At 70.3% G+C, this 22360-nt stretch carries 21 protein-coding genes and 2 pseudogenes; 4 read left to right on the top strand and 19 right to left on the bottom strand.

Features of this window, described 5'->3' with window-relative positions; genetic code table 11:
• A pseudogene (locus BIV24_RS33135) lies at positions 1-65 on the top strand (ATP-binding protein); the annotation flags it as partial.
• A gap of 159 nt (positions 66-224) precedes the next feature.
• Here the strand turns inward: BIV24_RS33135 and BIV24_RS09685 are convergent.
• Positions 225-422, bottom strand: a complete 198-nt coding sequence (locus BIV24_RS09685; protein ID WP_071365806.1) for an acyl-CoA carboxylase subunit epsilon — start codon at positions 420-422, stop codon at positions 225-227.
• 57 nt (positions 423-479) lie between these two features.
• A complete protein-coding gene (locus BIV24_RS09680) occupies positions 480-2072 on the bottom strand; it encodes an acyl-CoA carboxylase subunit beta (protein ID WP_071365805.1) in 1593 nt (530 codons plus the stop codon).
• A 425-nt stretch (positions 2073-2497) separates the two neighbouring features.
• On the opposite strand from BIV24_RS09680, the gene BIV24_RS09675 reads away from it, so the two are divergent.
• Positions 2498-3121: a YceI family protein gene (locus tag BIV24_RS09675; protein ID WP_071365804.1), complete on the top strand. Its 624-nt coding sequence runs from the start codon at positions 2498-2500 to the stop codon at positions 3119-3121.
• A gap of 147 nt (positions 3122-3268) precedes the next feature.
• Here the strand turns inward: BIV24_RS09675 and BIV24_RS09670 are convergent, their stop codons facing one another.
• The 6 genes from BIV24_RS09670 to BIV24_RS09645 form a co-directional block, all read right to left on the bottom strand.
• Complete coding sequence (locus BIV24_RS09670) at positions 3269-3640, bottom strand: hypothetical protein (protein ID WP_177198664.1); 372 nt, start codon at positions 3638-3640, stop codon at positions 3269-3271.
• Positions 3641-3949: 309 nt separating this feature from the next.
• On the bottom strand, positions 3950-4978 hold the full coding sequence (locus tag BIV24_RS09665; RefSeq protein WP_071365802.1) for a phosphotransferase family protein: 1029 nt from the start codon (positions 4976-4978) through the stop codon (positions 3950-3952).
• A gap of 123 nt (positions 4979-5101) precedes the next feature.
• Positions 5102-5620 carry a GNAT family N-acetyltransferase gene (locus tag BIV24_RS09660; protein ID WP_071365801.1) on the bottom strand — a complete coding sequence of 173 codons (519 nt, stop codon included), beginning with the start codon at positions 5618-5620 and terminating at the stop codon, positions 5102-5104.
• A 146-nt stretch (positions 5621-5766) separates the two neighbouring features.
• Positions 5767-6507 carry an ABC transporter permease gene (locus tag BIV24_RS09655; RefSeq protein WP_071365800.1) on the bottom strand — a complete coding sequence of 247 codons (741 nt, stop codon included), beginning with the start codon at positions 6505-6507 and terminating at the stop codon, positions 5767-5769.
• Positions 6507-8027: an ABC transporter permease subunit gene (locus BIV24_RS09650; protein ID WP_071365799.1), complete on the bottom strand. Its 1521-nt coding sequence runs from the start codon at positions 8025-8027 to the stop codon at positions 6507-6509. Before BIV24_RS09650 ends, BIV24_RS09655 begins: the two co-directional genes overlap by 1 nt.
• Positions 8024-8962, bottom strand: coding sequence for an ABC transporter ATP-binding protein (locus BIV24_RS09645; RefSeq protein ID WP_071365798.1), 939 nt, complete (start codon positions 8960-8962; stop codon positions 8024-8026). Before BIV24_RS09645 ends, BIV24_RS09650 begins: the two co-directional genes overlap by 4 nt.
• A gap of 121 nt (positions 8963-9083) precedes the next feature.
• Between BIV24_RS09645 and BIV24_RS09640 the strand changes: the two genes are divergently transcribed.
• Together BIV24_RS09640 and BIV24_RS31535 are read left to right on the top strand one after the other, a co-directional pair.
• Positions 9084-9422 (top strand): hypothetical protein, encoded by a 339-nt coding sequence (locus BIV24_RS09640; protein WP_071365797.1) that lies wholly within the window; start codon positions 9084-9086, stop codon positions 9420-9422.
• Positions 9350-9526 (top strand): annotated as a pseudogene (locus BIV24_RS31535) (response regulator transcription factor); the annotation flags it as partial. The gene BIV24_RS09640 and the pseudogene BIV24_RS31535, both read left to right, overlap by 73 nt.
• 42 nt (positions 9527-9568) lie before the next feature.
• Here the strand turns inward: BIV24_RS31535 and BIV24_RS09635 are convergent.
• The 11 genes from BIV24_RS09635 to BIV24_RS09590 form a co-directional block, all read right to left on the bottom strand.
• The gene (locus BIV24_RS09635) at positions 9569-10924 is read right to left on the bottom strand and encodes a hypothetical protein (protein WP_071365796.1); all 1356 of its coding nucleotides are present in this window, start codon (positions 10922-10924) and stop codon (positions 9569-9571) included.
• A gap of 78 nt (positions 10925-11002) precedes the next feature.
• Positions 11003-12607: a citramalate synthase gene (cimA, locus tag BIV24_RS09630; RefSeq protein WP_071365795.1), complete on the bottom strand. Its 1605-nt coding sequence runs from the start codon at positions 12605-12607 to the stop codon at positions 11003-11005.
• Positions 12608-12908: 301 nt separating this feature from the next.
• Positions 12909-14210, bottom strand: coding sequence for an MFS transporter (locus tag BIV24_RS09625; RefSeq protein WP_071365794.1), 1302 nt, complete (start codon positions 14208-14210; stop codon positions 12909-12911).
• Between the two features lie 364 nt (positions 14211-14574).
• Positions 14575-15165 (bottom strand): TetR/AcrR family transcriptional regulator, encoded by a 591-nt coding sequence (locus BIV24_RS09620; RefSeq protein ID WP_071365793.1) that lies wholly within the window; start codon positions 15163-15165, stop codon positions 14575-14577.
• Between the two features lie 9 nt (positions 15166-15174).
• Positions 15175-16212, bottom strand: coding sequence for an agmatine deiminase family protein (locus BIV24_RS09615; RefSeq protein ID WP_071365792.1), 1038 nt, complete (start codon positions 16210-16212; stop codon positions 15175-15177).
• Between the two features lie 10 nt (positions 16213-16222).
• Entirely contained in the window at positions 16223-17905 is a 1683-nt protein-coding gene (locus BIV24_RS09610) for an urease subunit alpha (protein ID WP_071365791.1), read from the bottom strand.
• Positions 17902-18582, bottom strand: coding sequence for an urease subunit gamma (ureA, locus tag BIV24_RS09605; protein ID WP_071365790.1), 681 nt, complete (start codon positions 18580-18582; stop codon positions 17902-17904). The genes BIV24_RS09610 and ureA overlap by 4 nt, the downstream gene beginning before the upstream one ends.
• A 222-nt stretch (positions 18583-18804) precedes the next feature.
• Positions 18805-19893 (bottom strand): branched-chain amino acid aminotransferase, encoded by a 1089-nt coding sequence (locus tag BIV24_RS09600; RefSeq protein WP_071365789.1) that lies wholly within the window; start codon positions 19891-19893, stop codon positions 18805-18807.
• A 276-nt stretch (positions 19894-20169) separates the two neighbouring features.
• Positions 20170-21213: a 3-isopropylmalate dehydrogenase gene (locus BIV24_RS09595; RefSeq protein WP_071365788.1), complete on the bottom strand. Its 1044-nt coding sequence runs from the start codon at positions 21211-21213 to the stop codon at positions 20170-20172.
• Between the two features lie 141 nt (positions 21214-21354).
• Entirely contained in the window at positions 21355-21486 is a 132-nt protein-coding gene (locus tag BIV24_RS35975) for a hypothetical protein (RefSeq protein WP_107459322.1), read from the bottom strand.
• Positions 21487-21741: 255 nt separating this feature from the next.
• Entirely contained in the window at positions 21742-22272 is a 531-nt protein-coding gene (locus tag BIV24_RS09590) for a GNAT family N-acetyltransferase (RefSeq protein WP_071365787.1), read from the bottom strand.
• Between the last annotated feature and the right edge of the window lie 88 nt (positions 22273-22360).

The following is a 22360-nucleotide window of genomic DNA, read 5'->3' as shown; positions in this document are numbered from 1 at the left end:
GCGCGGACGCCAAGAGCGCGCTGATCACCCTCGTGGAGCACGCGCTGATGGCGCGCCTGCGGTAGGCACCGCCGAGGTGCGGCTTGTGTGCGCGCCAGGGCCCCTCCTCACCGGAGGGGCCCTTCTTCATGTGCCCGATGTACCCGCATGTACCCGCACAACGGCATGACAAGAGGGGCCCCTCCGAAGCGGAGGGACCCCTCGAAACCCGGCTGGCGCCGGGCCTATGCGTGCCAGCTGTGCGGTGCGCGGAAGCCCGGCTCGCGGTCCAGGCGGCGCCAGCCTGCCTTGGCGCGGCCTCGGTGGGCCGGGGTCGTGGAGGGCGACTGGGCGGCGGCGCGGGCCAGGAGGACGGCCGTGATGGCGGCCACCTCCTCGGGCTCGGCGTGGCCCTTCTCGACGCGAATGTCAGAGTTGCTCATGGGTGTCGGTCTCCGTGAGAGAGGGGTCCGCGGAGTTGCCGCGGCGGGTCCGCTCGGCTACTGCGGGGGGTTGCCGTGCTTGCGGGAGGGCAGGTCCGCGTGCTTGGACTGCAGCATCGCAAGCGACCTGATCAGGACCTCACGCGTCTCGGCGGGGTCGATGACGTCGTCCACCAGACCGCGTTCGGCGGCGTAGTACGGGTGCATCAGCTCGGACTTGTATTCCTTGACCATCCGTGCCCGCATGGCCTCCGGGTCCTCAGCCCCGGCGATCTGGCGTCGGAAGATGACGTTGGCGGCACCCTCCGCACCCATCACGGCGATCTCGTTGGTCGGCCAGGCGTAGGTGAGGTCCGCTCCGATGGACTGGCTGTCCATCACGATGTAGGCGCCTCCGTATGCCTTGCGCAGGATCAGCGAGATCCTCGGCACGGTCGCGTTGCAGTAGGCGTACAGCAGCTTCGCGCCGTGACGGATGATTCCGCCGTGCTCCTGGTCGACACCGGGAAGAAACCCGGGGACGTCCAGGAACGTCACCAACGGAATGTTAAAAGCGTCACACATCTGCACAAAACGTGCAGCTTTTTCCGAGGCCTCGATGTCCAGGACACCGGCGAGCGTCTGCGGCTGGTTGGCGATGATGCCCACCACCTGACCGTCCAGACGGGCCAGCGCGCAGATGATGTTGCGCGCCCAGCGCTCGTGGATCTCCAGGTATTCGCCGTCGTCGACGATCTCCTCGATGACCTTCGCCATGTCGTACGGCCGGTTGCCGTCCGCCGGCACCAGGTCCAGCAGGCTGTCGCCGCGGCGGTCCACCGGGTCCGCGCTCGCGACCCGCGGCGGGTTCTCCCGGTTGTTCTGCGGGAGGAGGGAGAGGAGGTAGCGCACCTCGGCGATGCAGGTCTCCTCGTCGTCGTAGGCGAAGTGACACACGCCGGAGGTCTCGGCGTGCACATCGGCGCCACCGAGCCCGTTCTGGGTGATCTCCTCACCGGTCACGGCCTTGACCACGTCCGGCCCGGTGATGAACATCTGCGAGGTGTCACGGACCATGAACACGAAGTCCGTCAGCGCCGGGGAGTAGGCCGCGCCGCCCGCGCACGGGCCGAGCATCACCGAGATCTGCGGGATCACTCCGGACGCCTTGGTGTTGCGCTGGAAGATGCCGCCGTAGCCGGCGAGCGCGCTGACGCCTTCCTGGATACGGGCGCCCGCGCCGTCGTTCAGCGACACCAGCGGCGCGCCCGCCGCGATGGCCATGTCCATGATCTTGTGGATCTTCGTGGCGTGGGCCTCACCCAGCGCACCGCCGAAGATGCGGAAGTCATGGGCGTAGACGAAGACCGTACGGCCCTCCACCGTGCCCCAGCCGGTGATCACACCGTCCGTGTACGGCTTCTTGGCCTCCAGGCCGAATCCGGTCGCCCGGTGCCGGCGCAGCTGCTCGACCTCTTGGAACGAGCCCGGATCCAGCAGCAGCTCGATGCGCTCCCGCGCCGTCAGCTTGCCCTTGGCGTGCTGTGCCTCGGTCGCCCTCTCGCTGGGGCCGGCCAGGGCCCGCGCACGAATCTCGTGCAGTTCGGCGACGCGCCCGCGCGCGTCCGTGGGCCCGCTCCCGGTGTCTACAGCCTCGTCCAAAACGGTCATGTAGTGACCTTACGAAGTAGACCAAGGAAACCGGGCCGTCGACTCCGCACAGTCTCAGGCCTGTTTTCCTGGTACCACCGAACAGAACCATTCCCCCATGCAGCCGATCTGACTGCCCAGAAGGCCCTGACGTTGTAGAGGTCACACAAAGCCGTCGGCCGAGTACCGACACACATCGGCGAGGCGCATATGCCGCCCCTGGAGTGACACGGAACCTCGAACGGCCCTCTGAGGCCACCGTCCCGGAGACGCCGCACCTCCCTCATCGTCGTCACGCACGGCGACATCGGCAACACATTCCCGATGATGTTGAAACTTGAACGGAATGGGTCTACCGTCGATTGCGTTCGGCTCGTTGAAGATTAAACAGCTTCGGCGCCGCGGCCTCCCGTGGAGACCGCGCACTCGTCCCCAAGGAGCACATCATGGGCATTTTCGGCCGCAAGAGCAGCACCGGCGACCTCGCCACCTCCACCGCCACCACGCCGGCCGCCCGGGTGAACCCCGAGCTCGCCGCGCTGACCGGCGACTACACGCTGGACCCGGCGCACAGCACGATCGGCTTCGTGGCCCGCCACGCCATGGTCACCAACGTCAAGGGCGGCTTCCAGGACTTCGAGGGCACGCTGCACCTCGACGGCACGGACCCGTCGAGGTCCACGGCCTCGATCGACGTCAGGATGGACAGCATCGACACCGGGTCCGCGGACCGCGACGGCCACCTGAAGAGCGCGGACTTCTTCAAGACCGACGAACACCCGGCCATGACGTTCCGCTCCACCAAAGCGGAGGCGCTCGGCGGCGACGCGTACCGGATCACCGGCGACCTGACCATCCTCGGCACCACCAAGCCGCTCGCCATCGACCTGGAGTTCAACGGCGCGGCCAAGGACCCGTTCGGCAACGAGCGCGTCGGCTTCGAGGGCAAGGCGGAAATCCTGCGCTCGGAGTGGGGCCTGACCTGGAACGCGGCACTGGAGACGGGCGGTGTGCTGGTCTCGGACAAGATCAAGCTGGTGCTGGACATCTCGGCGATCAGGCAGGCGTGATCGCCACCACCGTCACGCTCAGCGCCCGCCCACATGATGGGGAGGGCGGACGCCTGGTCGTGTGGCGGACGGGCGCCCGGGGTCATTCGCCTTCGTACAACCGCGGCAGATCGACCAGGATCACCTCACCCCGGGCCTCGGCCGCCCTCAGGTCGTCGCTGAATCCCGCGCCGCTGTAGCACGCGAGCCGTACGGCGAACCTGTCGACGCCACGGGTGGCGAGCACAGCGACTGGACCCGGCGCAGACGGTCCAGATGACCCACACCCATGACCTGGTCCCACTTGGCCTCGCCCAGGGAGAGCAGCACTCCGCTGTCCTGGCCGACCGCGCCGCGCACCACCACGTCGATCTCGTGGCTGGTGCGCGCTTCCGGGTCCGCGACGGTCCCGTACGACACCTCGATGGGCATGCCGCCCGGGGTGTCCGGCGACGCGAAGTGCGCCACCCACTCCCGGCAGACCTGCTCGAAGTGCGGCCCCACGACGGCGGAGAGGAATCGGGCGCGGGAACTCTCCATCCACATCCGCGACTCCAACCCCCGACGGTGACGCCCTCACCGTCTCCCCCGCCGCCTGGAGCGAGTTCCTCACACGTCACGCCGCCTGAACGGAATCGAGTCCGCCGCCAGGCCTGGTCGCGTCCATGCACATGGTGTGACGGCGGCTGCTCACCGGGAGGGGATTCTGCAGATGTGACACATCTGCCAAAAATGTCACACTCCGCCGATACACACCCCCGTGGACCCGGCCGCTGGGGCGGTGCCCACGCCCGGCCGCGGCCCGTGGCTCGGGGGGATGCGCTGCGGGCGCGCCGGGCGAAAGGTCGCCTACGGCCGTTGCGGCGGCAGCGGTCGAAGCTTGGGCCAGCGGATGAGCATCCGTTCGCGCATGGCCGCGGCGATTCTTCCGAGATCCTTCAGGTCACTGCTCTCAGCGGTCATCCGGCTGACGACCCGAAGACGGTGGACCAGGCGCTGACGGGCGGTCGCGGTGCCCCACTTCCAGTCTTGGTTCGGGATTTCGCCCAGGTGGTCGCTGGTACCGCGCTGGGCCCGCTGGACCAAGGCATCGCCCCGTAGCAGCCAGCCGGCGCACGCGTCCATGAGATCGCCTTGGACCTCGGCGCCTGTCGAGTCGCGCCATGTCGTGCGGTAGGCGGTCTCTGCCGCGTCCAGTACGTCGGCGTCGGGAGCGGTAACGCACCAGCAGGTCGGGAAGCCGATGCGCAGGTAGGCGAGTTCCACAAGGCCGTTACCCAGCGCGGCCTGTTCGAAGTCGATGAACCTCACACCGGTCCCGGTGTGCATGTCGTTGCCGGGACAGGGATCGCCGTGCAGCAGGGCATGGCCCGCCGTCTCGGTCAGGCGGTTCAGCAGGCCGTCGAGTTCCGCTTGAACCCCGGCCGGCACCTCCACGCCGAGCGTCCGGGCCAGCCTGAGGAACGAGTCGACGTCACCCTGGGTCGGGCCCGACCAGGTCGGAAGACTGCCTGCCGCGTCAGCGCCGGTGGCCGCGTGGAGCCGGGCCAGCGCTGCCGCGTAGTCCACCATCCAGTCCTCGCGTGGCTTCTGGTGGTCCAAGTACTCCAGGACCAGCACCCGTTCACCTGGATCTGTACCGAGAAGCATCGGAACCACAGGCGGATCGACCTGGGACGCGAGGTGCAGGGCAGACACCTCGCGGGCGTACCTCTCGGCCGCTTCCGGTCCGTCGATGAGCTGCTTGACCACTACGGGTGTGCCCGACAGCTCGGCCCGCCATACCCGTGAGCGCGGGCTGCTGCCCAGCCTGCGGACCCGTCGGGGTGAACCCAGTTCGGCGCTGAGCTTCTCCCCCAGGGGCAGGCGTGACCACATGGCCTCATCCTTCCATGCGCGCAACCTCGTTACTGGGAAGTGGAGTCAGGAACCCATTCGGTTCACGCTGCGCACCTCCGTTGTCTCAGGCGCGGGCGAGCGGCACGCAAAGGAGTCTTGAAGTCATCGCCTGATGCTCCAGTGCCATCGGATCTCGCCGTCGTGCCATTCATCGGTGGGCGCGAGCCCGGCGACTTTGGCGACGGCAGCGGATGCCCGGTGTTCGGGGTGGATGTGGGCGATGACGGTGTGCACGGGCTGTCGGCTGAGCCAGTCGACGAGTCCTCGGGCCGCTTCGGTGGCGATGCCTCTTCGCTGCCACGGGGTCCCCACCACCCAGGCGATCTCGGCGAGGAGGCCATGTCCGGAGGGGCTGACCGTCGCCTGGACCGTACCCGTCAGGCAGGACTCATCGCGGAGTCGGATCACCCAGTTCAGCCAGATGACGGCTGGATCGGGAGAGCCTGCGGTCATGCGCCGGTAGCGCGAACGCAGGGCCTGCGGGGTGTCCGGAGTGCCGCCGATGAAAGTGTGCAGGGCCGGATCGGACAGCACTACGGCCATCTCCTCGGCGTGCTCGACGTCCAACGGAAGCAGGTCCAGCCGCCTGGTGCCGATGACCTGGGCCGCAAACTTGCTCACGCCGTGACCTCCTCGGGGCGTTCGACGAGCCGACCGCGTGCGAGCATACGCGGAGCTGAGTGGCACCAACTTGCCGGTCCAGCCGGCATCTTGGCCAGGGCCCAGCTGGCGCCCCGACCGACAAGCCCCGCCACCTGGCGCGGTCCTCACGCGTCACGCCGCCCGAACAGGACCGAGCCCGCCACCAGCAACCCCAGCGCGTACGCCGCCAGGACGCCCAGGCCCGGCCAGGGGGCGATGGGCAGGTGGTCCAGGTTTCTCGTCGCCTGGATCGACAGGGCCGCCGGCATCGGGGCCCAGCGTTCCAGGCGGTGCTGCCAGGTGGGTGAGTGGAGGATGTCCGCCAGGAGCGGGACGATGTAGAGCAGGCCGAGGCCGCAGATGATCGCGGCTGCCGTGTCCCTCAGCAGGGTGGCCAGGGACAGGCCCAGCAACGCCACCAGGATGAGGCAGAGGACCGTGCCCGTCGCGGGGCGCAGGGTTGAGCCATGGAGCGGGAGGATCAGGCGGGCGGTCCACAGCGAGGCCAGGACCGCCACCACTCCCGCCGCCCCTGTCAGCAGGGACAGCGCCGTCGCCTTCGACACCAGCAGGCGCCGGCGGATCGGCACCGCCGTGAGCGTCGTACGGATCATGCCCGTGCTGTACTCCGCCCCCATCGACAGCACGCCGAGGACCAGGCAAGCCGCCTGGCCGAGCCACACGCCCGTCAGGCTCAGTTTCACCGTGTCCTCGTGGCAGTCGGCGGGCGACAGGCACGCCTGGGAGGTGACCGAGTCGACCGCGGCCGCACCCAACGCCACCATCAGCACCACCGTCGCCGCCAGCAGCCACCAGATGCTCGGCAGGGTGCGGAGCTTCGTCAACTCGGCGTGCAGGGACCTCATCACACGTCCCTCCTGCGCAGCCGCCACCCCGCCAGCAGCAGGGCCACCGCCGCATACGCCACCAGCACCAGCAGGCCGTTCCACGGGGCCATCGGGTAACAGCCGCTCTCCGGCAGGCAGTTGTGTTCCACCTGCGGGTAGTACGTCAGCCCCTGCTGGATCGCGTACGCCGCCGCCGGGGTCAGCCGCAGCAGCCAGTGTGCGGTGGGGAGGGGAAGCGCGAAGGCCAGGATCTGCGGGAGGATCACCAGCACGAGGACGGTCGCGATGGTGCCCGCGCTGCTGCGCACCAGCGCACCCACCGCCAGAGCGAGGACCGCGACCAGGGACAGCAGGACCGCGCTACCGACGACCGCGCGGAGCGCCGTGGCGTCCAGGAGCGAGTAGTCGGGGAAGGCGGGGGGCTTGTAGCCGTTCGCCCGCAGGCGGCTCTGGGCCAGCGGGAAGGCCACCGCCGTGGCGATCAGGCCGACCACGAACGTCACCGTGGCGATCACCAGCGTCTTCGCCGCCAGGACCCGCACCCGGCCGGGTGTCGCCGTGAACGTCGTACGGATCAAACCCCGTTTGTACTCGCTGGTCACGAAAAGCGCGCCCAGTGCGACCATGAACAGCACACCGACGAAGACCCCCTGGAAGCTCATCTGGACGGTGTCGCCGACCGTCTCGTCGGGGGCGATGTCGCCGTGGCCGGTGAGCGTGTAGGAACCGGAGGCGGAGACGGCCGTCCGGCCCGTCGCGCCCTCCCGGACGCCGGCCGGGATCGGGCCGCTCACGTCCGTGCTCGTCCAGCGCGCGGCGGCCGAGGTGCCCCGCAGGGACAGGTGGCCGAACGTCCCCGTCACCTCTCCCCCGCCGGACGTCTCGCTCGTGCCACCGAAGGAGCGGTGCAGTTTCTGATGGTCGGGTGTGGCGACGAACGGGCCCACCTCGACCGTGCGCGGCAGGCCGTCCAGCCGTACTTCCTTGATCTTTGTCCAGGTCCGGCCGTCCGCCGACTCGTACCCGGTGAGCAGGTCGCCCTTCCTCGTCAGGCGAAGCCAGCGCGGGGCCGAGGCCACATCGGCCGTGCTGCCCGCCGTGTCCTGGGTGAAGTTCCACTGCATGCGGACGCCGTGGTCGGGAGTCCCCAGCACCGCCGCGTACGGGGAGCCGGGCCGCAGGTCCTTCTTGACGATGATCCCGGCCTTGGCCCAGGACTCCAGACCGCCCCGCACGCCCTTCAGGCCGGTGACGCGGACAGTGATACTGCCGTCGCCGGTCAGCGGGCGGTGGGTGAAGCGGAAGGCATCGCGGACCACCGTGCCGTCGGGGCCGGCGATGAGCTCGCCCGCGCCGGTGTCGATGGAGCCGCTCGCCCCGAGCTGCGAGATCACCACGGTGACGGCCGCCGCCACGGCCAGGACCAGCAGCCAGGCACGGACCGTCCAGAACTTCGCCCACTCCGCGCGCAGCAAACGGGCGAATCCGGCGCGGGCCGGGTGAAGACGGGAACGGTAGGGGGTGAGCGTCGTCGTCACGGGGTGACCTCCTCGCCGTCCGGTGAGGAGCCGAACTCGACCGCCTCCCGGGTGAGTTCCATGTACGCCTCCTCCAACGTCGCCCGGTGCGCCCCCACCTCGGTGACGGGCACCCGTGCCTCGCTCAGCAGCTCGACGATGCGTTCCACGGGCAGTCCGGTGACCGTGAGCGTCTCGCGGTCGGTGACCGTCACCGTGCCGCCCTCCCGGGCGAGCAGTTCCAGCGCCTCCGTGCGGGCGGCGGTGCGCAGCCTGACGCGGTCACCGGAGGCGGCGGCGAGCAGGTCGGCGACCGCCCTGTCGGCGATCAGCCGGCCGCGGCCGATGACGACCAAGTGGTCGGCGGTGTCCTCCAGTTCACTCATCAGATGGCTGGAGACGAGGACGGCGCGACCCTCGGCCGCCAGTCGGCGCAGAAGGGTGCGGATCCACTGGATGCCCTCCGGGTCCAGGCCGTTGACCGGTTCGTCCAGGAGCAGGACCGGGGGGTCACCGAGCAGGGCGGCCGCGATGCCGAGGCGCTGGCGCATGCCCAGCGAGTAGCCGCCCGCCCGGCGCCTGGCCGCCTTGTCCATGCCGACCTGTTCGAGAACCTCGTCCACGCGGTGCGTGGGCAGGCCGTGCGAGTGGGCCAGCCAGCGCAGATGGTCGCGTCCGCGACGGCTGGGGTGCAGTGCGGCGGCGTCCAGGAGGGCGCCGACCTCCAAGAGGGGGGTGCGCAGGTCGCGGTAGGGGCGGCCGCCGATGAGTGCCGTGCCCTGGTCGGGGGCGTCCAGGCCGAGGATCGCCCGCATGGTGGTGGACTTGCCCGCGCCGTTGGGGCCTACGAAACCGGTGACCGTGCCGGGCTGAACCGTGAAGGAGAGTCCGTCGACGGCGACGGTCCGGCCGAACCGCTTGCGCAGATCGCGGACTTCGATGGTTGCGTCGCTCATGTCGAGGGAGGCTAGGCCTGGTCGAGGCCAGCGTCGTCACGCCCGGGAGGTCCCTCGCACGAGGGACGCCGTCGGCGGGGCGTCTCGGCACAATAGCGGGGTGGGTGAGGGGAAGAGAGGGATGGCGGACGAAAGGGTGCTGCGGCTGCTGCCCGCGATACTGGCCCTGCTCTCCGTCGGCGAAGTCCTCGTCCGCGGTGGCGATCTGCGGGGCGGCTTCGCGGCCGTGCTGCTGCTCGCGCCCGCCACGACCCTGCCGCTGTTCTTCGTTCTCGGGTCCGAGCGGGTGGCCCGGGCGGGGGCCGCGCTCGGGTTGAGCGCCGCCGGTGTGCTGGCGCTCGTGCCGTTCGGGGCGCTCACCGTCGCCGGTGTCGTGGCCCAGCTGAGCTGCGGCTGCTGGCGGAAGGGCTCTCGAACCCGGAGATCGCCGGGCGCCTGCGGGTCGGCGAGGAGACGGTGAAGACGCACGTCAGCCGTGTCCTGTCCAAGCTCGGGCTGCGCGACCGTACGCAGGCCGTCGTCGTGGCGTACGAGTCGGGGCTGGTCGTGCCGCGGATGTCGTAGCGCGTAGGGCCACCGATCACCAGGAGCCCCCTGCGGACGCGGTCAGAACCCTCCGCCGAAGTCCCCGCCGCCTCCGAAGTCTCCCCCTCCCCCGCCGTCGCCGAAGCCGCCGCCGAAGTCTCCGGGGTCGAAGTCGGCGCCCGAGACGTCCCCGCCGTCGTAGCCGGCGGCGCCGAAGTCGCCGTAGCCGGTGCCGTAGCCGGCCGCGTACGACGGGGTGGACATCATGCTGCCGAGCAGCGTGCCGACCAGCAGGCCGGGCAGCATGCCACCGCCGAAGTAGCCGCCCGCCCAAGGGCCGTAGGCCGGGCCGGCGTCCCAGTAGGGGCGGCGACCGTACTCCGTGTCCACCTCGCGGACCATGGGCTCGCGGCCGTCGGCCAGCCGGGACCGGTCGGCCGCGCAGACAGGGACCTCGCGCGGACTGCCGCCCGGGGGCGTCCAGGTCGCGTCGGCGATGGACGGACCGTGGCGCGGGTCGAAGAAGCAGGGCGGCCGGCGTTCGGGCAGCGGCCTGCCGGCGCGCCGGGCGGCGAGCACCGCCAGCGAGAAGCGGCCGTCCTCCAAGGCCTGGGTCACGGCCTTCACGTCCTCGGGGCGCTCGGCCGCCGCCATGAACGACTTCGCCTGGTCGTACACGTCCAGCGCCCGCACGTAGTCCGCGCGCATCGCGTCGTCCGCACCCGGCTCCGCCGGCTGGAAGTCGAGGCGGTCCAGCTCCTCGCCGAAGGCGGTGATGTCCTCGTCGACCACGACCCGCAGCTTCTCCAGCGCGGCCCGCTGCTCCTCCTCCCGTCGGCGCCGGTTCACCCGTACGAGTGCATAGGCGCCCACGCCGGCCGCAACGATCACCGCACCCGCCGCGATCAGGGAAGTGGACGAGAACCCGCCGCCCGCGCCCGCGGTGCCCCAGCTCGACGGGGCGTGGCCGCGGACGTTCAGGAGGGCGCGGTCGGTGAAGTCGTTCAGCTGGGCCTTGGCACTCTCGCCCTGGACGCTGGCGGTCAGGTTCACCACGGCGGTGCGGGGCAGGACCGAGGAGTCCGCCCGCGCGTCGAAGCGATCACCGAGACGGATCGCGTACACGCCGGTGATGCCGGTGGCCGTGCGCAGGTCGGAGAAGAGGTTCTGCGTGGGGTAATCCGCGGGCAGGACCGCCACGAAGACGGGTTTGTCGGCGTCCTTGATCTTCTTCGCGAGGGCGTCGGCGTCCTGGGGCGACAGCTGCCCGGAGGCCGCGGGGTCGACGTACACCGGGCCTTTGCGCAGTGACTCGGCGATGACCGAGATATTCGTCGCCGTGTACGCGCGGGCTGCTCCCGTGGACAGCACCGTCAGGAGCGCTATGAGCAGGGCGACCAACGGTATGGCGCATATGCGAACCGGCCTGGCGTTCATAGTACGAAGCTACCTGAACTCCCCCAAAAGGGGCCGTCCCGCCCCGGAAGGAGGGGCGGGACGGGCAACCCTGGAGATCTACTCCGCCGGTTCCACGCCCGCGCGCAGCAGACCGTAGGTGTACGCGTCCTCCAGCGCCTGCCACGACGCCGCGATCACGTTCTCCGCCACGCCCACCGTGGACCACTCGCCCCTGCCGTCGGACGTGGAGATGAGGACGCGCGTCGTGGACTGCGTGCCGTGCTTGCCCTCCAGGATGCGGACCTTGTAGTCGACCAGGCCGAGGGCGGCGAGCTCGGGGTAGATCCGTTCCAGGGCGACCCTCAGCGCGCGGTCCAGGGCGTTGACCGGGCCGTTGCCCTCCGCTGTCGCCACGATACGCTCGCCCTTCGCCCAGAGCTTGACCGTCGCCTCGTTGGCGTGGGTACCGTCGGGGCGGTCCTCGACGATCGCCCGCCAGGACTCCGTGCGGAAGTAGCGCAGCGGCTTCCCCGCCACCTCCTCGCGCAGCAGCAGCTCGAAGCTCGCGTCCGCCGCTTCGTACGTGTAGCCCTTGAGCTCGCGCTCCTTCACGCGCTCCACCACCCGGCCGACCAGCTCCCGGTCGCCGCCCAGGTCCACCCCCAGTTCCTTGCCCTTGAGCTCCACGGACGCCCGGCCCGCCATGTCGGAGACCAGCATCCGCATGGTGTTGCCGACGAGCTCGGGGTCGATGTGCTGGTACAGGTCCGGGTCGACCTTGATCGCGGACGCGTGCAGGCCGGCCTTGTGGGCGAAGGCCGAAACGCCGACGTAGGGCTGGTGTGTGGAGGGGGTGAGGTTCACGACCTCCGCGATCGCGTGCGAGATCCGCGTCATCTCGCGGAGCCTGCCCTCGGGCAGCACCTTCTTGCCGTACTTCAGCTCCAGGGCCGCCACCACCGGGAACAGGTTGGCGTTGCCCACCCGCTCGCCGTAGCCGTTCGCCGTGCACTGCACGTGGGTCGCGCCCGCGTCCACCGCGGCCAGGGTGTTCGCGACCGCGCATCCCGTGTCGTCCTGGGCGTGGATGCCGAGGCGGGCGCCCGTGTCCGCCAGGACCGTGGAGACCACCGCGTGCACCTGCGCCGGCAGCATGCCGCCGTTCGTGTCACAGAGGATGACGACGTCCGCGCCCGCCTCCGCCGCCGCGCGGACCACCGACTTCGCGTACTGGGGGTTCGCCCGGTAACCGTCGAAGAAGTGCTCGCAGTCCACGAAGACCCGGCGGCCCGCCGCGCGCAGACAGGAGACCGTGTCGCGGATCATCTCCAGGTTCTCGTCCAGCGTGGTGCGCAGGGCCAGCTCGACATGGCGGTCGTGGGACTTGGCGACCAGGGTGATCACCGGCGCCCCCGAGTCCAGCAGGGCCTTGACCTGGAGGTCCTCCGCCGCCTTGGCGCCGGGCCTGCGTGTCGCGCCGAAGGCGACCAACTGGGCGTGCCGGAAGTCGATCTCCTGCTGGGCGCGAGCGAAGAACTCGGTGTCGCGCGGATTTGCACCAGGCCAGCCGCCCTCGATGAAGCCGACGCCGAAGTCGTCCAGGTGCCGTGCGATGGCCAGCTTGTCCGCGACGGTGAGGTTGATGCCCTCGCGCTGCGCGCCGTCACGCAGCGTCGTGTCGAAGACGTGGAACGAGTCGTCGAGCTCGCTGGTTTCCGTCATGGTGTGAAGGCTCCTGTATTGGGTCTCGGTCTACCGGAATGACCGGTTCCACCGTCCCTCCATGGTCCCTCGCGCTTCCCTCCCGGCTGAAGGTGGGCCAGGAAAACGAAAAACCCCTCGCGGGTGCGAGAGGTCTGCGCGCGGGTCGAGGACGACGATGGCCGCCCGCACCGGGTCGTGCGGGACGGTCACTGCGGACCGGCGCGCCTGCTGCCAATAATCATGGCGAACGAGAGCACGGGGGAAGTTTGGCACATTCCGCCCCCGCACTCATCGCCGTCTCAGGATGCGGGCGTCGGCTTCAGGATGCGGGCGTCAACGAGGACGGCTCGGAGTCCTTCATCCTGGTGAGGTCCAGGTCCCGGGTCTCCCGCATGGTGAGGTAGACGACCAGGGACACGGCCGCACAGCCCGCCACGTACCAGTAGAAGCCGGACTCGGCGCCCGCGTTCTTGAACCACAGCGCTACGTATTCCGCCGTGCCGCCGAAGAGGGCGTTGGCGATGGCATAGGGCAGGGCGACCCCCAGGGCGCGGACCCCCGTCGGGAACAGCTCCGCCTTCACGCACGCGTTGATCGAGGTGTAGCCGGTGACCACGATCAGGGCCAGCAGGGACAGGCCCAGCGCCGGCCAGTAGCCGCCCGCGTGCTTCAGCATCGTCATGATCGGCACGGTCAGGAAGGTGGAGCCGATCGCGAAGGTGATCAGCAGCGGGCGGCGGCCGATCCGGTCGGAGAGCCGTCCGGCGAACGGCTGGAGGCAGGCGAAGACGATCAGCGCGGTGAAGGAGACCAGGGTCGCGGTCTGCTTGGACAGGCCCGCCGAGTTCGACAGGTACTTGGTGAGGTACGTGGTGTACGTGTAGTAGGCGACCGTGCCGCCCATGGTCAGCGCGATCACCAGGAACGCCTCGCGCTTGTGCCGCCACAGCGCGCGCAGCGTGCCGCGCTCATCGCCGCCGTTGTCGTCGGCCTCGTAGACCTCGGTCTCCAGCATGTTCCGCCGCAGGTAGAAGATCACCGCCGCGCCGAGCGCGCCCACCACGAACGGGATGCGCCAGCCGTAGCTGTGCAGTGCGCTGTCGGACATGGTGCGCTGCAGGACGATCTGGAGACCGAGGCCGACGATCTGGCCCGCGGTCATCGAGACGTACTGGAAGCTGGAGGCGAAGCCGCGCCGCCCGGGGTCGGAGGCCTCGGTGAGGTAGGTCGCGCTGGCCGCGTACTCGCCGCCCACCGACAGCCCTTGCAGCAGCCGGGCGACGAGCAGCACGAGCGCGCCGCCGTACCCGGCGACGGCGTAGGTCGGTGCGATCGCAATGAGGATCGCGGAGGCGGACATCAAGGTGACCGTGAGGGTCAGCGCGGCCTTACGGCCCTTGCGGTCACCGACCCGGCCGAGCAGCCAGCCGCCGACCGGGCGCATGAAGAACCCGACCGCGAAGATGCCCGCGGTGTTCATGAGCTGGGCCGTGGGGTTCCCGTCGGGGAAGAACGCCCCGGCGAAGTACGTGGCGAAGCTGGCGTAGACGAACCAGTCGTACCACTCCACCATGTTGCCGGCCGAACCGATCCAGATCCTCTTCCAATGCTCTCGTCCCATGGCCGGTAACGTGCCGGTCGTTCGCGGATGCGACAAGAGCGCCTCGGGTTTCGTTCATTGCGTTCACGGCGCCTGGCCGGATCATTCGGCCGGGAACGGGCGATCACGCCTTTGCGAGCGCACGCTAGTGCCCCAACAGGCAACGTTCGCCCCGTCGCGACGCCCGGCACGCTCCCCCAAGCTCTTCGAGCAGGGGGTACCCCCACTCGCCGCACCGGCCGAAAACCCAAGTACATCCAGTACGAGGGCTTCCGGCCGGCACGCCGAGAGCACGCTCCCCCACTCTCGGCTTCGCTCGAGCGGGAGGTGCCCCCACGACGCCGCTCCTTGACGGGCAAACGTTGCCTGCCGGGGCACTAGCTGGTCAGCCGAGAGATTCGTCCAGGAACTCCCCCACATGGCGCAGGACCTGCTCCCGGTCCGTTCCGCGCAGACCGATCGCCACATGGATGGAGAACCCGTCGAGGAGGGCGCGCAGCCGGGCGGCGAAGCGGTCCGGGTCGACCGGCCGGAACTCCCCGCGCGACACCCCTTCGGCGAGCAGGGCCGCCAGGTCGCGGTGCCAGGCGCCCTCGACGGCGGCCTGCCGGTCGCGGGCGTCGCCGGCGGCGGTCTGCGAGCGGTTCCAGACCTCCAGCCAGAGCGTCCAGTGCGGGTCGCGGTGGCCGTCGGGGACGTACAGGTCGACGTACGCGGCCAGCCGTTCCCGGGCCGGGCCGAGGCCGCTCAGCAGCCGGCCCCGTTCGGCGCCCAGGCGGCCCTCGCTCCACTCAAGGGTCTGCAGCAGCAACTCGTCCTTGGAGCGGAAGTAGTAGAGCAGATGCCCGCTGCTCATCCCGACCTCACGACCCAGCGCCGCCATGGTGAGCTTCTCCAGCCCGCGCTCGGCGATCATGCGCATCGCGGCGGCGAGGACGTCCTCGCGCGGCGGCGCGTTCCTGCGCGCACCGGCCATCTGCGGCTCCTAGATCTTCGGCTGCTGTTGCGTGATGCAGTGGATGCCTCCCCCGCCCGCGAAGATCGTACGGGCGTCGACCAGCGTCACCGTCCGCTCGGGGAACAGCCGGCGGAAGATCCCGGTGGCTGTCTCGTCCCGGGGGTCGTCGAAGCCGCACAGCACGACTCCGTCGTTGCAGAGGTAGTGGTTGATATAGGAGTAGTCGGCCCAGCGGCCGTCGGCCTCCAGGACGGTCGGCGCGGGAACCTCGACCACCTCCAGGCGGCGGCCGCGCGCGTCGGTGGCGGACCTCAGGATCCCGATGACCTCCTTCGTCACCTCGTGGTCCGGGTGCGCCGGGTCCGGCTGCTGGTGGGCGACCACGACGCCGGGGCGGGCGAAGGCGGCCACGATGTCGACGTGGCCGAGGGTGCCGTAGCCGTGGGGAGGGTAGTCGCCGGTCAGGCCGCGCGGCAGCCAGATCGCCTTGCGGGTGCCGAGGTGGGCGTGGATCTCGGCCTCGACCTGCTCCCTCGTCCAATGCGGGTTGCGTTCGGGGCCGAGTTGCACGGTCTCGGTGAGCAGGACCGTGCCCTCGCCGTCGACGTGGATCGCGCCGCCCTCGTTGACGAGCTTCGACGCGTACGTCCTCGCCCCCGCGAGGTCCGAGACATACGAGGCGATCTTCGCGTCGTGTTCCCAGCGGGCCCAGTGCTGGGCGCCCCAGCCGTTGAACGTCCAGTCCACGGCGGCCAGTTCCCGCCCGTCGGTGAGGAAGGTGGGGCCGATGTCGCGCATCCAGGCGTCGTCGAGATCGCGCTCGACCGTCTCGATGCCGTCGCCCAGCAGGGTGCGCGCCTCGGCGGACTGACCGGGGCCGCAGACCACGGTCACCGGCTCGAAGCGGCGCACGGCGCGGGCGACCGACGCCCAGGCCGCGCGGGAGGCGGCCAGATCGTCCGGATCGTCGAAGGTCGGGTTGGGGCCCGGCCACGCCATCCAGGTGCGCTCGTGCGGGGCCCACTCGGCGGGCATACGGAAGCCGTCGGCGGCGGGAGTGTTCACAGAAGGGTCCTCAGAGGAAGTACAGGCGGTTGAGGGAGACCGAGTCGGCGGGCGCGGAGCGGAGCGGGTCGCCGTCGAGGGTGACCAGGCCGGTGCGCTGATCGACGTCGACCGCCCCGGTGCGGGAGTTGAGACGCAGATCGGCGGGGCCGATGCCGCGGGTGCCGCGGACGGCGACCCTGCGGCGCCGGGTCGGCATCCGGTCGTGTCCCTGGTCGACGGCGGCCTGCGCGACGAAGGCGACGGAGAGATCGGCCGCGGTGGCTCCGTGCGCGCCGAACTGCGGGCCGAGCACGAGGGGTTCACAGGTGTCGGTGGCCGCGTTCGGGTCGCCGACCACGCCGTACGCCGGGAAACCCGACTTGAGTACGAGCTGCGGCTTGGCGCCGAAGAACTCCGGCCGCCACAGCACGATGTCGGCGAGCTTGCCGGCCTCCAGGGAGCCCACCTCGTGCGCAAGGCCCTGCGCGATGGCGGGGTTGATGGTCAGCTTCGCCATGTAGCGCAGGACGCGGGCGTTGTCGTCGTCCGGTCCGTCGCCCTCCATCGGGCCCAGCTCGGCCTTCATCTTCCCGGCCATCGCGAAGGTGCGGCGCACGGTCTCGCCCGCGCGTCCCATGCCCTGCGCGTCCGAGGAGGTGATGCCGATCGCGCCCAGGTCGTGCAGCACGTCCTCGGCGCCCATCGTTCCGGCCCGGATGCGATCGCGGGCCATGGCGGCGTCGCCGGGCAGGTCGGTCTTCAGGTCGTGGACGGAGACGATCATGCCGTAGTGCTCGGCGACCGCATCCCGGCCGAAGGGCAGGGTGGGGTTGGTGGAGGAGCCGATGACGTTCGCGACGCCCGCCATCTTCAGGACGTTGGGCACATGACCGCCGCCGCACCCCTCGATGTGGAAGGCGTGAATGGTCCGCCCTTCCAGGACCCGGAGCGTGTCCTCGACGGACAGGCATTCATTCAACCCGTCACTGTGCAGGGCGACTTGGACGTCGTGCTCCTCGGCCACGCGGAGGGCGGTGTCCAACGCGCGCGTGTGGGCGCCCATGTCCTCGTGCACCTTGAAGCCCGAGGCGCCGCCTTCGGCGAGCGCTTCGACCAGGGGCGCGGAATCCGAGGACGAACCCCGGCCCAGGAAACCGATGTTGACCGGCCAGGCGTCGAAGGCGTTGAACGCGTGCCGCAGCGCCCAGGGCGAGTTGACGCCGACACCCCACACCGGCCCGAACTCCTGGCCGATGATCGTGGTCACCCCGGACGCGAGCGAGGCCTCCATGATGCGCGGCGACAGCAGATGGACGTGGGTGTCGACGGCCCCGGCGGTGGCGATCAGCCCCTCACCGGACACGATCGACGTACCCGTGCCGACCACGACGTCGACGCCGTCGAGGGTGTCGGGGTTCCCGGCCCGCCCGATGGCATGGATCCGGCCTTCCCGGATCCCGATGGAGACCTTCCGGATCCCGAGGGCGGCGTCGATCACGAGGACGTTGCTGATGACGACGTCGCAGGTCTCGCGCACGGCTGCGGCCTTGAGGTGCAGCCCGTCACGGGCGGTCTTGCCGAAGCCGGCGAGGAACTCGTCGCCGTACTTCTGCGCGTCGGACTCGACCCGCACGACCAGCCCGGAGTCGCCGAGCCGGATGCGGTCGCCGGCGCGGGGGCCGTGGGTGGACGCGTACTCGTACGGGTTCATCGCGCGGCTCCCAGGTATCCGCAGGCTGCGGCCCTCTGCAGGGCCTCCTTCTTGGCTCCGGGCGCGTCCAGCGGCCCGTCGACGAGGCCCGCGAAGCCGATGGCGATCCGGTCGCCGCCGATCGGTACGAGCCCCACCTCGACGGTCTCCCCCGGCCCGAAGCGGACCGATGACCCTGCGGGTACGGCGGCCCGCATCCCGTAGGCCCGCTCCCGTGCGAAGTCGAGCCGCGGATTGGCCTCGAAGAAGTGGAAGTGGGAGGTGACGGACACCGGGACCGTGGCGGTGTTGGTGACGGATATCCGCACGACCGCCTCGGGCTCGGTGTGCTCGGGCCCCGGCAGCAGTGCGCCCGGCGCCCGGTCGGCCAGGTGGCCCCCGATGGGGTCGGTGACCACCGCGAGCCGCGATCCGTCGTCGAAGACCGCCTCGACGTGCACCTCCGTGACGATGTCCGCGACGCCCGGCAGCACATCGTCCGGGCCGAGCACGGACCGGGCCGCCTCGATGGCCTCGGCGAGCCGCTTCCCGTCGCGGGCGGCCTCGCACACGGTGTCCGCGATCAGCGCGGTGGCCTCCGGCACGTTCAGCCTCAGGCCCCGGGCCCGGCGGACACGGGCCAGCTCGGCTGCCCCGAAGAGCAGCAGCCGGTCACGCTCTGTGGGGGTGAGTCTCACGTCGCGGCGCCTCCTTGCCTCACGGATTTAGAACGCCACTCTAACCGTGAGATCTATTCTCGGGAAGAGTGCAAGAAGTCATAGGGATCTGCTATTGAGCAACACTCAAAGGGTGTGGGGAGGACGGGGCAGTCAGCACCGCCGCCCGGCCGCACGCACGAACAGGGCCGCTCCGGACGCGTTGTCCGGAGCGGCCCTGTTCGTGTTGTCCGTGGCCGGGGATCAGCCGAGGCGGTGCATCCAGCCGTGGCTGTCCTCGCGGGTGCCGCGCTGCAGGTCCAGCAGGGCCTCGCGGAGCTTGAGGGTGACCTCGCCGGGCTCGCCGTTCGACTGATTCCACTCGGCGCCCGCGCGCTTCACCGTCCCGACCGGCGTGATGACGGCCGCGGTGCCGCAGGCGAAGACCTCCGTGAGGGTGCCGTTCTCGGAGTCGGCCTGCCACTGGTCGATGGAGACGCGGCCCTCCTCGGCCTCGTAGCCGAGGTCGCGGGCGACGGTCAGCAGGGAGTCACGCGTGACGCCCTCGAGGATGGACCCGGTCAGCGACGGGGTGACGATCTTGTTCCCGTACACGAGGCACAGGTTCATGCCGCCGAGCTCCTCGACCCACTTGTGCTCCACGGCGTCGAGGTAGCAGACCTGGTCGCAGCCCTTGGCCGCGGCCTCGGCCTGGGCGAGCAGGGAGGCGGCGTAGTTGCCGCCGGTCTTGGCGTCGCCCATGCCGCCGGGGACGGCGCGGACGCGGTCCTCGGAGACCCAGATGGAGACCGGCTTCACACCGCCCGGGAAGTAGGCGCCCGCCGGGCAGGCGATGACGACGAAGAGGTACTCGTTGGACGGCTTCACACCGAGGCCGACCTCGGTGCCGATCATGAAGGGACGCAGGTAGAGAGACTCCTCGCCGCCGTGCGCCGGCACCCAGGCCTGGTCCTGCCGGACGAGGACATCGCACGCCTCGATGAACGTCTCGACCGGCAGCTCGGGCATCCCCAGGCGGTGGGCGGAGTGCTGGAAGCGCCGGGCGTTCTTGTCGGGGCGGAAGGTGGCCACCGAGCCGTCGGGCTGGCGGTACGCCTTCAGACCCTCGAAGATCTCCTGCGCGTAGTGCAGCACATTGGTGGCCGGGTCGAGGGGGATCGGCGCGTACGGAACGAGCTGACCGTCATGCCAGCCCCGCCCCTCGGTCCATTTGATCGTCACCATGTGGTCGGTGAAGTGGCGGCCGAACCCGGGGTTGGCCAGAACCGCCTCCCGCTCGGTGTCGGAGAGCGGGCTTGCGGAGGGCTTGAGCTCGATCGTGGGCGTCGTCATGTGTGTTGTGTCCTTCACCGTTGGTGTGTGACGGGCCGCGCTCACGCCCATACCGCTACCGCCGGTGGCGGGTGGTAGGACGTCCGAGCATTCCCTCATTCCGCGGCTCCGCGTCCGATTATCGCAATCGCGGAACCTGGACGAAAACGGTGTGAACGCGGCCCATTTGCTTGCCCAGGGTTGGGTTGATGGTGGCACCCGGCGAAGGCAGGAGAAAGCCGCCGGGCGCGATGCGGACCCGGCGGCCTTCTCAGGGAGTGTGAGTGGCGGCCGGGATCAGCCGGCTACTCGTACGGCGAGCGCGTCGCCGATCTCGTCGGTGCTGCGGGCGGGCTTGCCCACACGCTCGGCAAGGTCGACGGAGACGGCCTCCTCGATGCGGGCGGCCTCGGCCTCGTAGCCGAGGTGGCGCAGCAGCAGGGCGACGGACAGGACGGTGGCCGACGGGTCGGCCTTGCCCTGGCCCGCGATGTCCGGAGCCGAGCCGTGCACGGGCTCGAACATCGACGGGAACTCGCCGGCCGGGTTGATGTTGCCGGAGGCGGCGACCCCGATGCCGCCGGAGATGGCCGCGGCCAGGTCGGTGATGATGTCGCCGAAGAGGTTGTCGGTGACGATCACGTCGAAGCGCTCGGGCTGTGTGACAAGGTAGATCGTCGCCGCGTCCACGTGCATGTACTCGGTGGTGACCTCGGGGAACTCCTCGCCCACCTTGTTGAAGATGTCCGTCCACAGGTGACCGGCGTGCACCAGCACGTTGTTCTTGTGGACGAGGGCCAGCTTCTTGCGGGGGCGGGCCTGCGCACGGGCGTACGCGTCACGCACGACGCGCTCGATGCCGAACGCGGTGTTCAGCGAGACCTCGGTGGCGACCGCGTGCGGGGTGCCGGTGCGGATCGTGCCGCCGTTGCCCGTGTAGGGGCCCTCGGTGCCTTCGCGGACGACGACGAAGTCGATCTCCGGCTGGCCCGCGAGCGGGGTCCGGACGCCCGGGAGCAGCCGGGAGGGGCGCAGGTTGACGTGATGGTCGAAGGCGAAGCGGAGCTTGAGCAGGAAGCCGCGCTCCAGGACGCCGGACGGGACCGACGGGTCACCGATCGCGCCGAGCAGGATCGCGTCGTGCTGCCGCAGCAGCTCCAGGTCGGCGTCGGTGAGGGTCTCGCCGGTGGCGTGGTAGCGCCGGGCGCCGAAGTCGTACTCCTTGGTCTCCAGCTTCACATCCTGCGGGAGGACGGCGGAAAGGACCTTGAGCCCCTGGGCCACGACCTCCTGGCCGATGCCGTCACCGGGAATCACTGCGAGATTGATGCTGCGAGACATGACAGCACCGTACCTCTTGTCCCATGGAATGACACGCGCGTCCGGGATGCGGACACCACGCCTCGTCCATCGGTGCGGGACCCACCGGCCCACGGTGGGCCACGCACCCTCTGGATTCCGGCTGTGCGGTGCAGCTTCGGCTCAGTGGCCGGTCTCTCCGCCGTTGTCCCTGCGGTCGAGGGCGCGCTGGAGCGCGGCGGCGGCGTTCCTGCGGTCGGACTCGCTCGTACGGGACACGTGACGGACTCGGCGGCGGGCGGTCGTCTCGGCCATGGGAAATCGACTCCTTCAAAGTCCGGGAGCGCGGAAGGGGGAGACGCCGGAGGGGCGGGGAGCGGTGCCGCAGGGGTTGCCTGCCAAGGGCCCGGCTCACGGCCGCCATTCGCTTGATCGAGCGAGACGTTCGGCTCCTACCAAGCTAAGTGAGGACGGGACATCTGTCTCCACCATTACTCGGACTTCCTACTATCTGAGACGGCGGACCGGGTCACACGCCGCTGACCAGCGCTTTCCTCTGGCTCGGATGGATCAGAGGACGTCCCCGTCGCGCCAGTCGAAGACCAGTTCGGCCGCGGGACCGATCGCCGGCCACACGTACGTGGAGCCCTCCTCCTCGACCAGCCGCACCACACCGTCCGGCCCGAGCACCTGGATCCGCCCGTCCCACACCCGCCAGCCCCGCGCCGCGTACAGCGGGGCGCCGTCGTCACTCGCCGAGAGCGCGCCGAAGGCGTACGCGCGCGTGATGACCCCTTCCAGCGCGGCCATGATCCGGCCACCGAGACCGGTCCGCCGTACGTCGTGCCGGACCGCCACGCCCTCGACGTACCCGATCCGCAGCCACCGCCCCCGGTACCTCACCCGCCGCATGACCACCGCCCCGTGCCCCGCGAGCCCGCGCGCGTCGTACGCGAGCGCGTGCACACCGCCCAGCGCATGGTCCCAGTCGTCGTCACCGAAGTCGGCGTCGAAGGCGTCGTACAACAGCCCGCGCACGGCACGCAGTTCGTCGGGACGCAGCTCGGCGGTGTGGGCGGTGCGCAGCAGCTCGATGGCCATCGGACCAGTATTCAGGGGCCGCCGGACATGGCACCGCCCCCGGTCCGGAACAGTGCTTCCAGAGCGGGGGCGGAGTTCGGGGGTACCG

The sequence above is a fragment of the Streptomyces colonosanans genome (assembly GCF_001866645.1).
Classification (GTDB): domain Bacteria; phylum Actinomycetota; class Actinomycetes; order Streptomycetales; family Streptomycetaceae; genus Streptomyces; species Streptomyces colonosanans.
The sequence above is the reverse complement of the archived record's forward strand: the minus strand, read 5'-3'. Positions and strand labels throughout refer to the sequence as shown.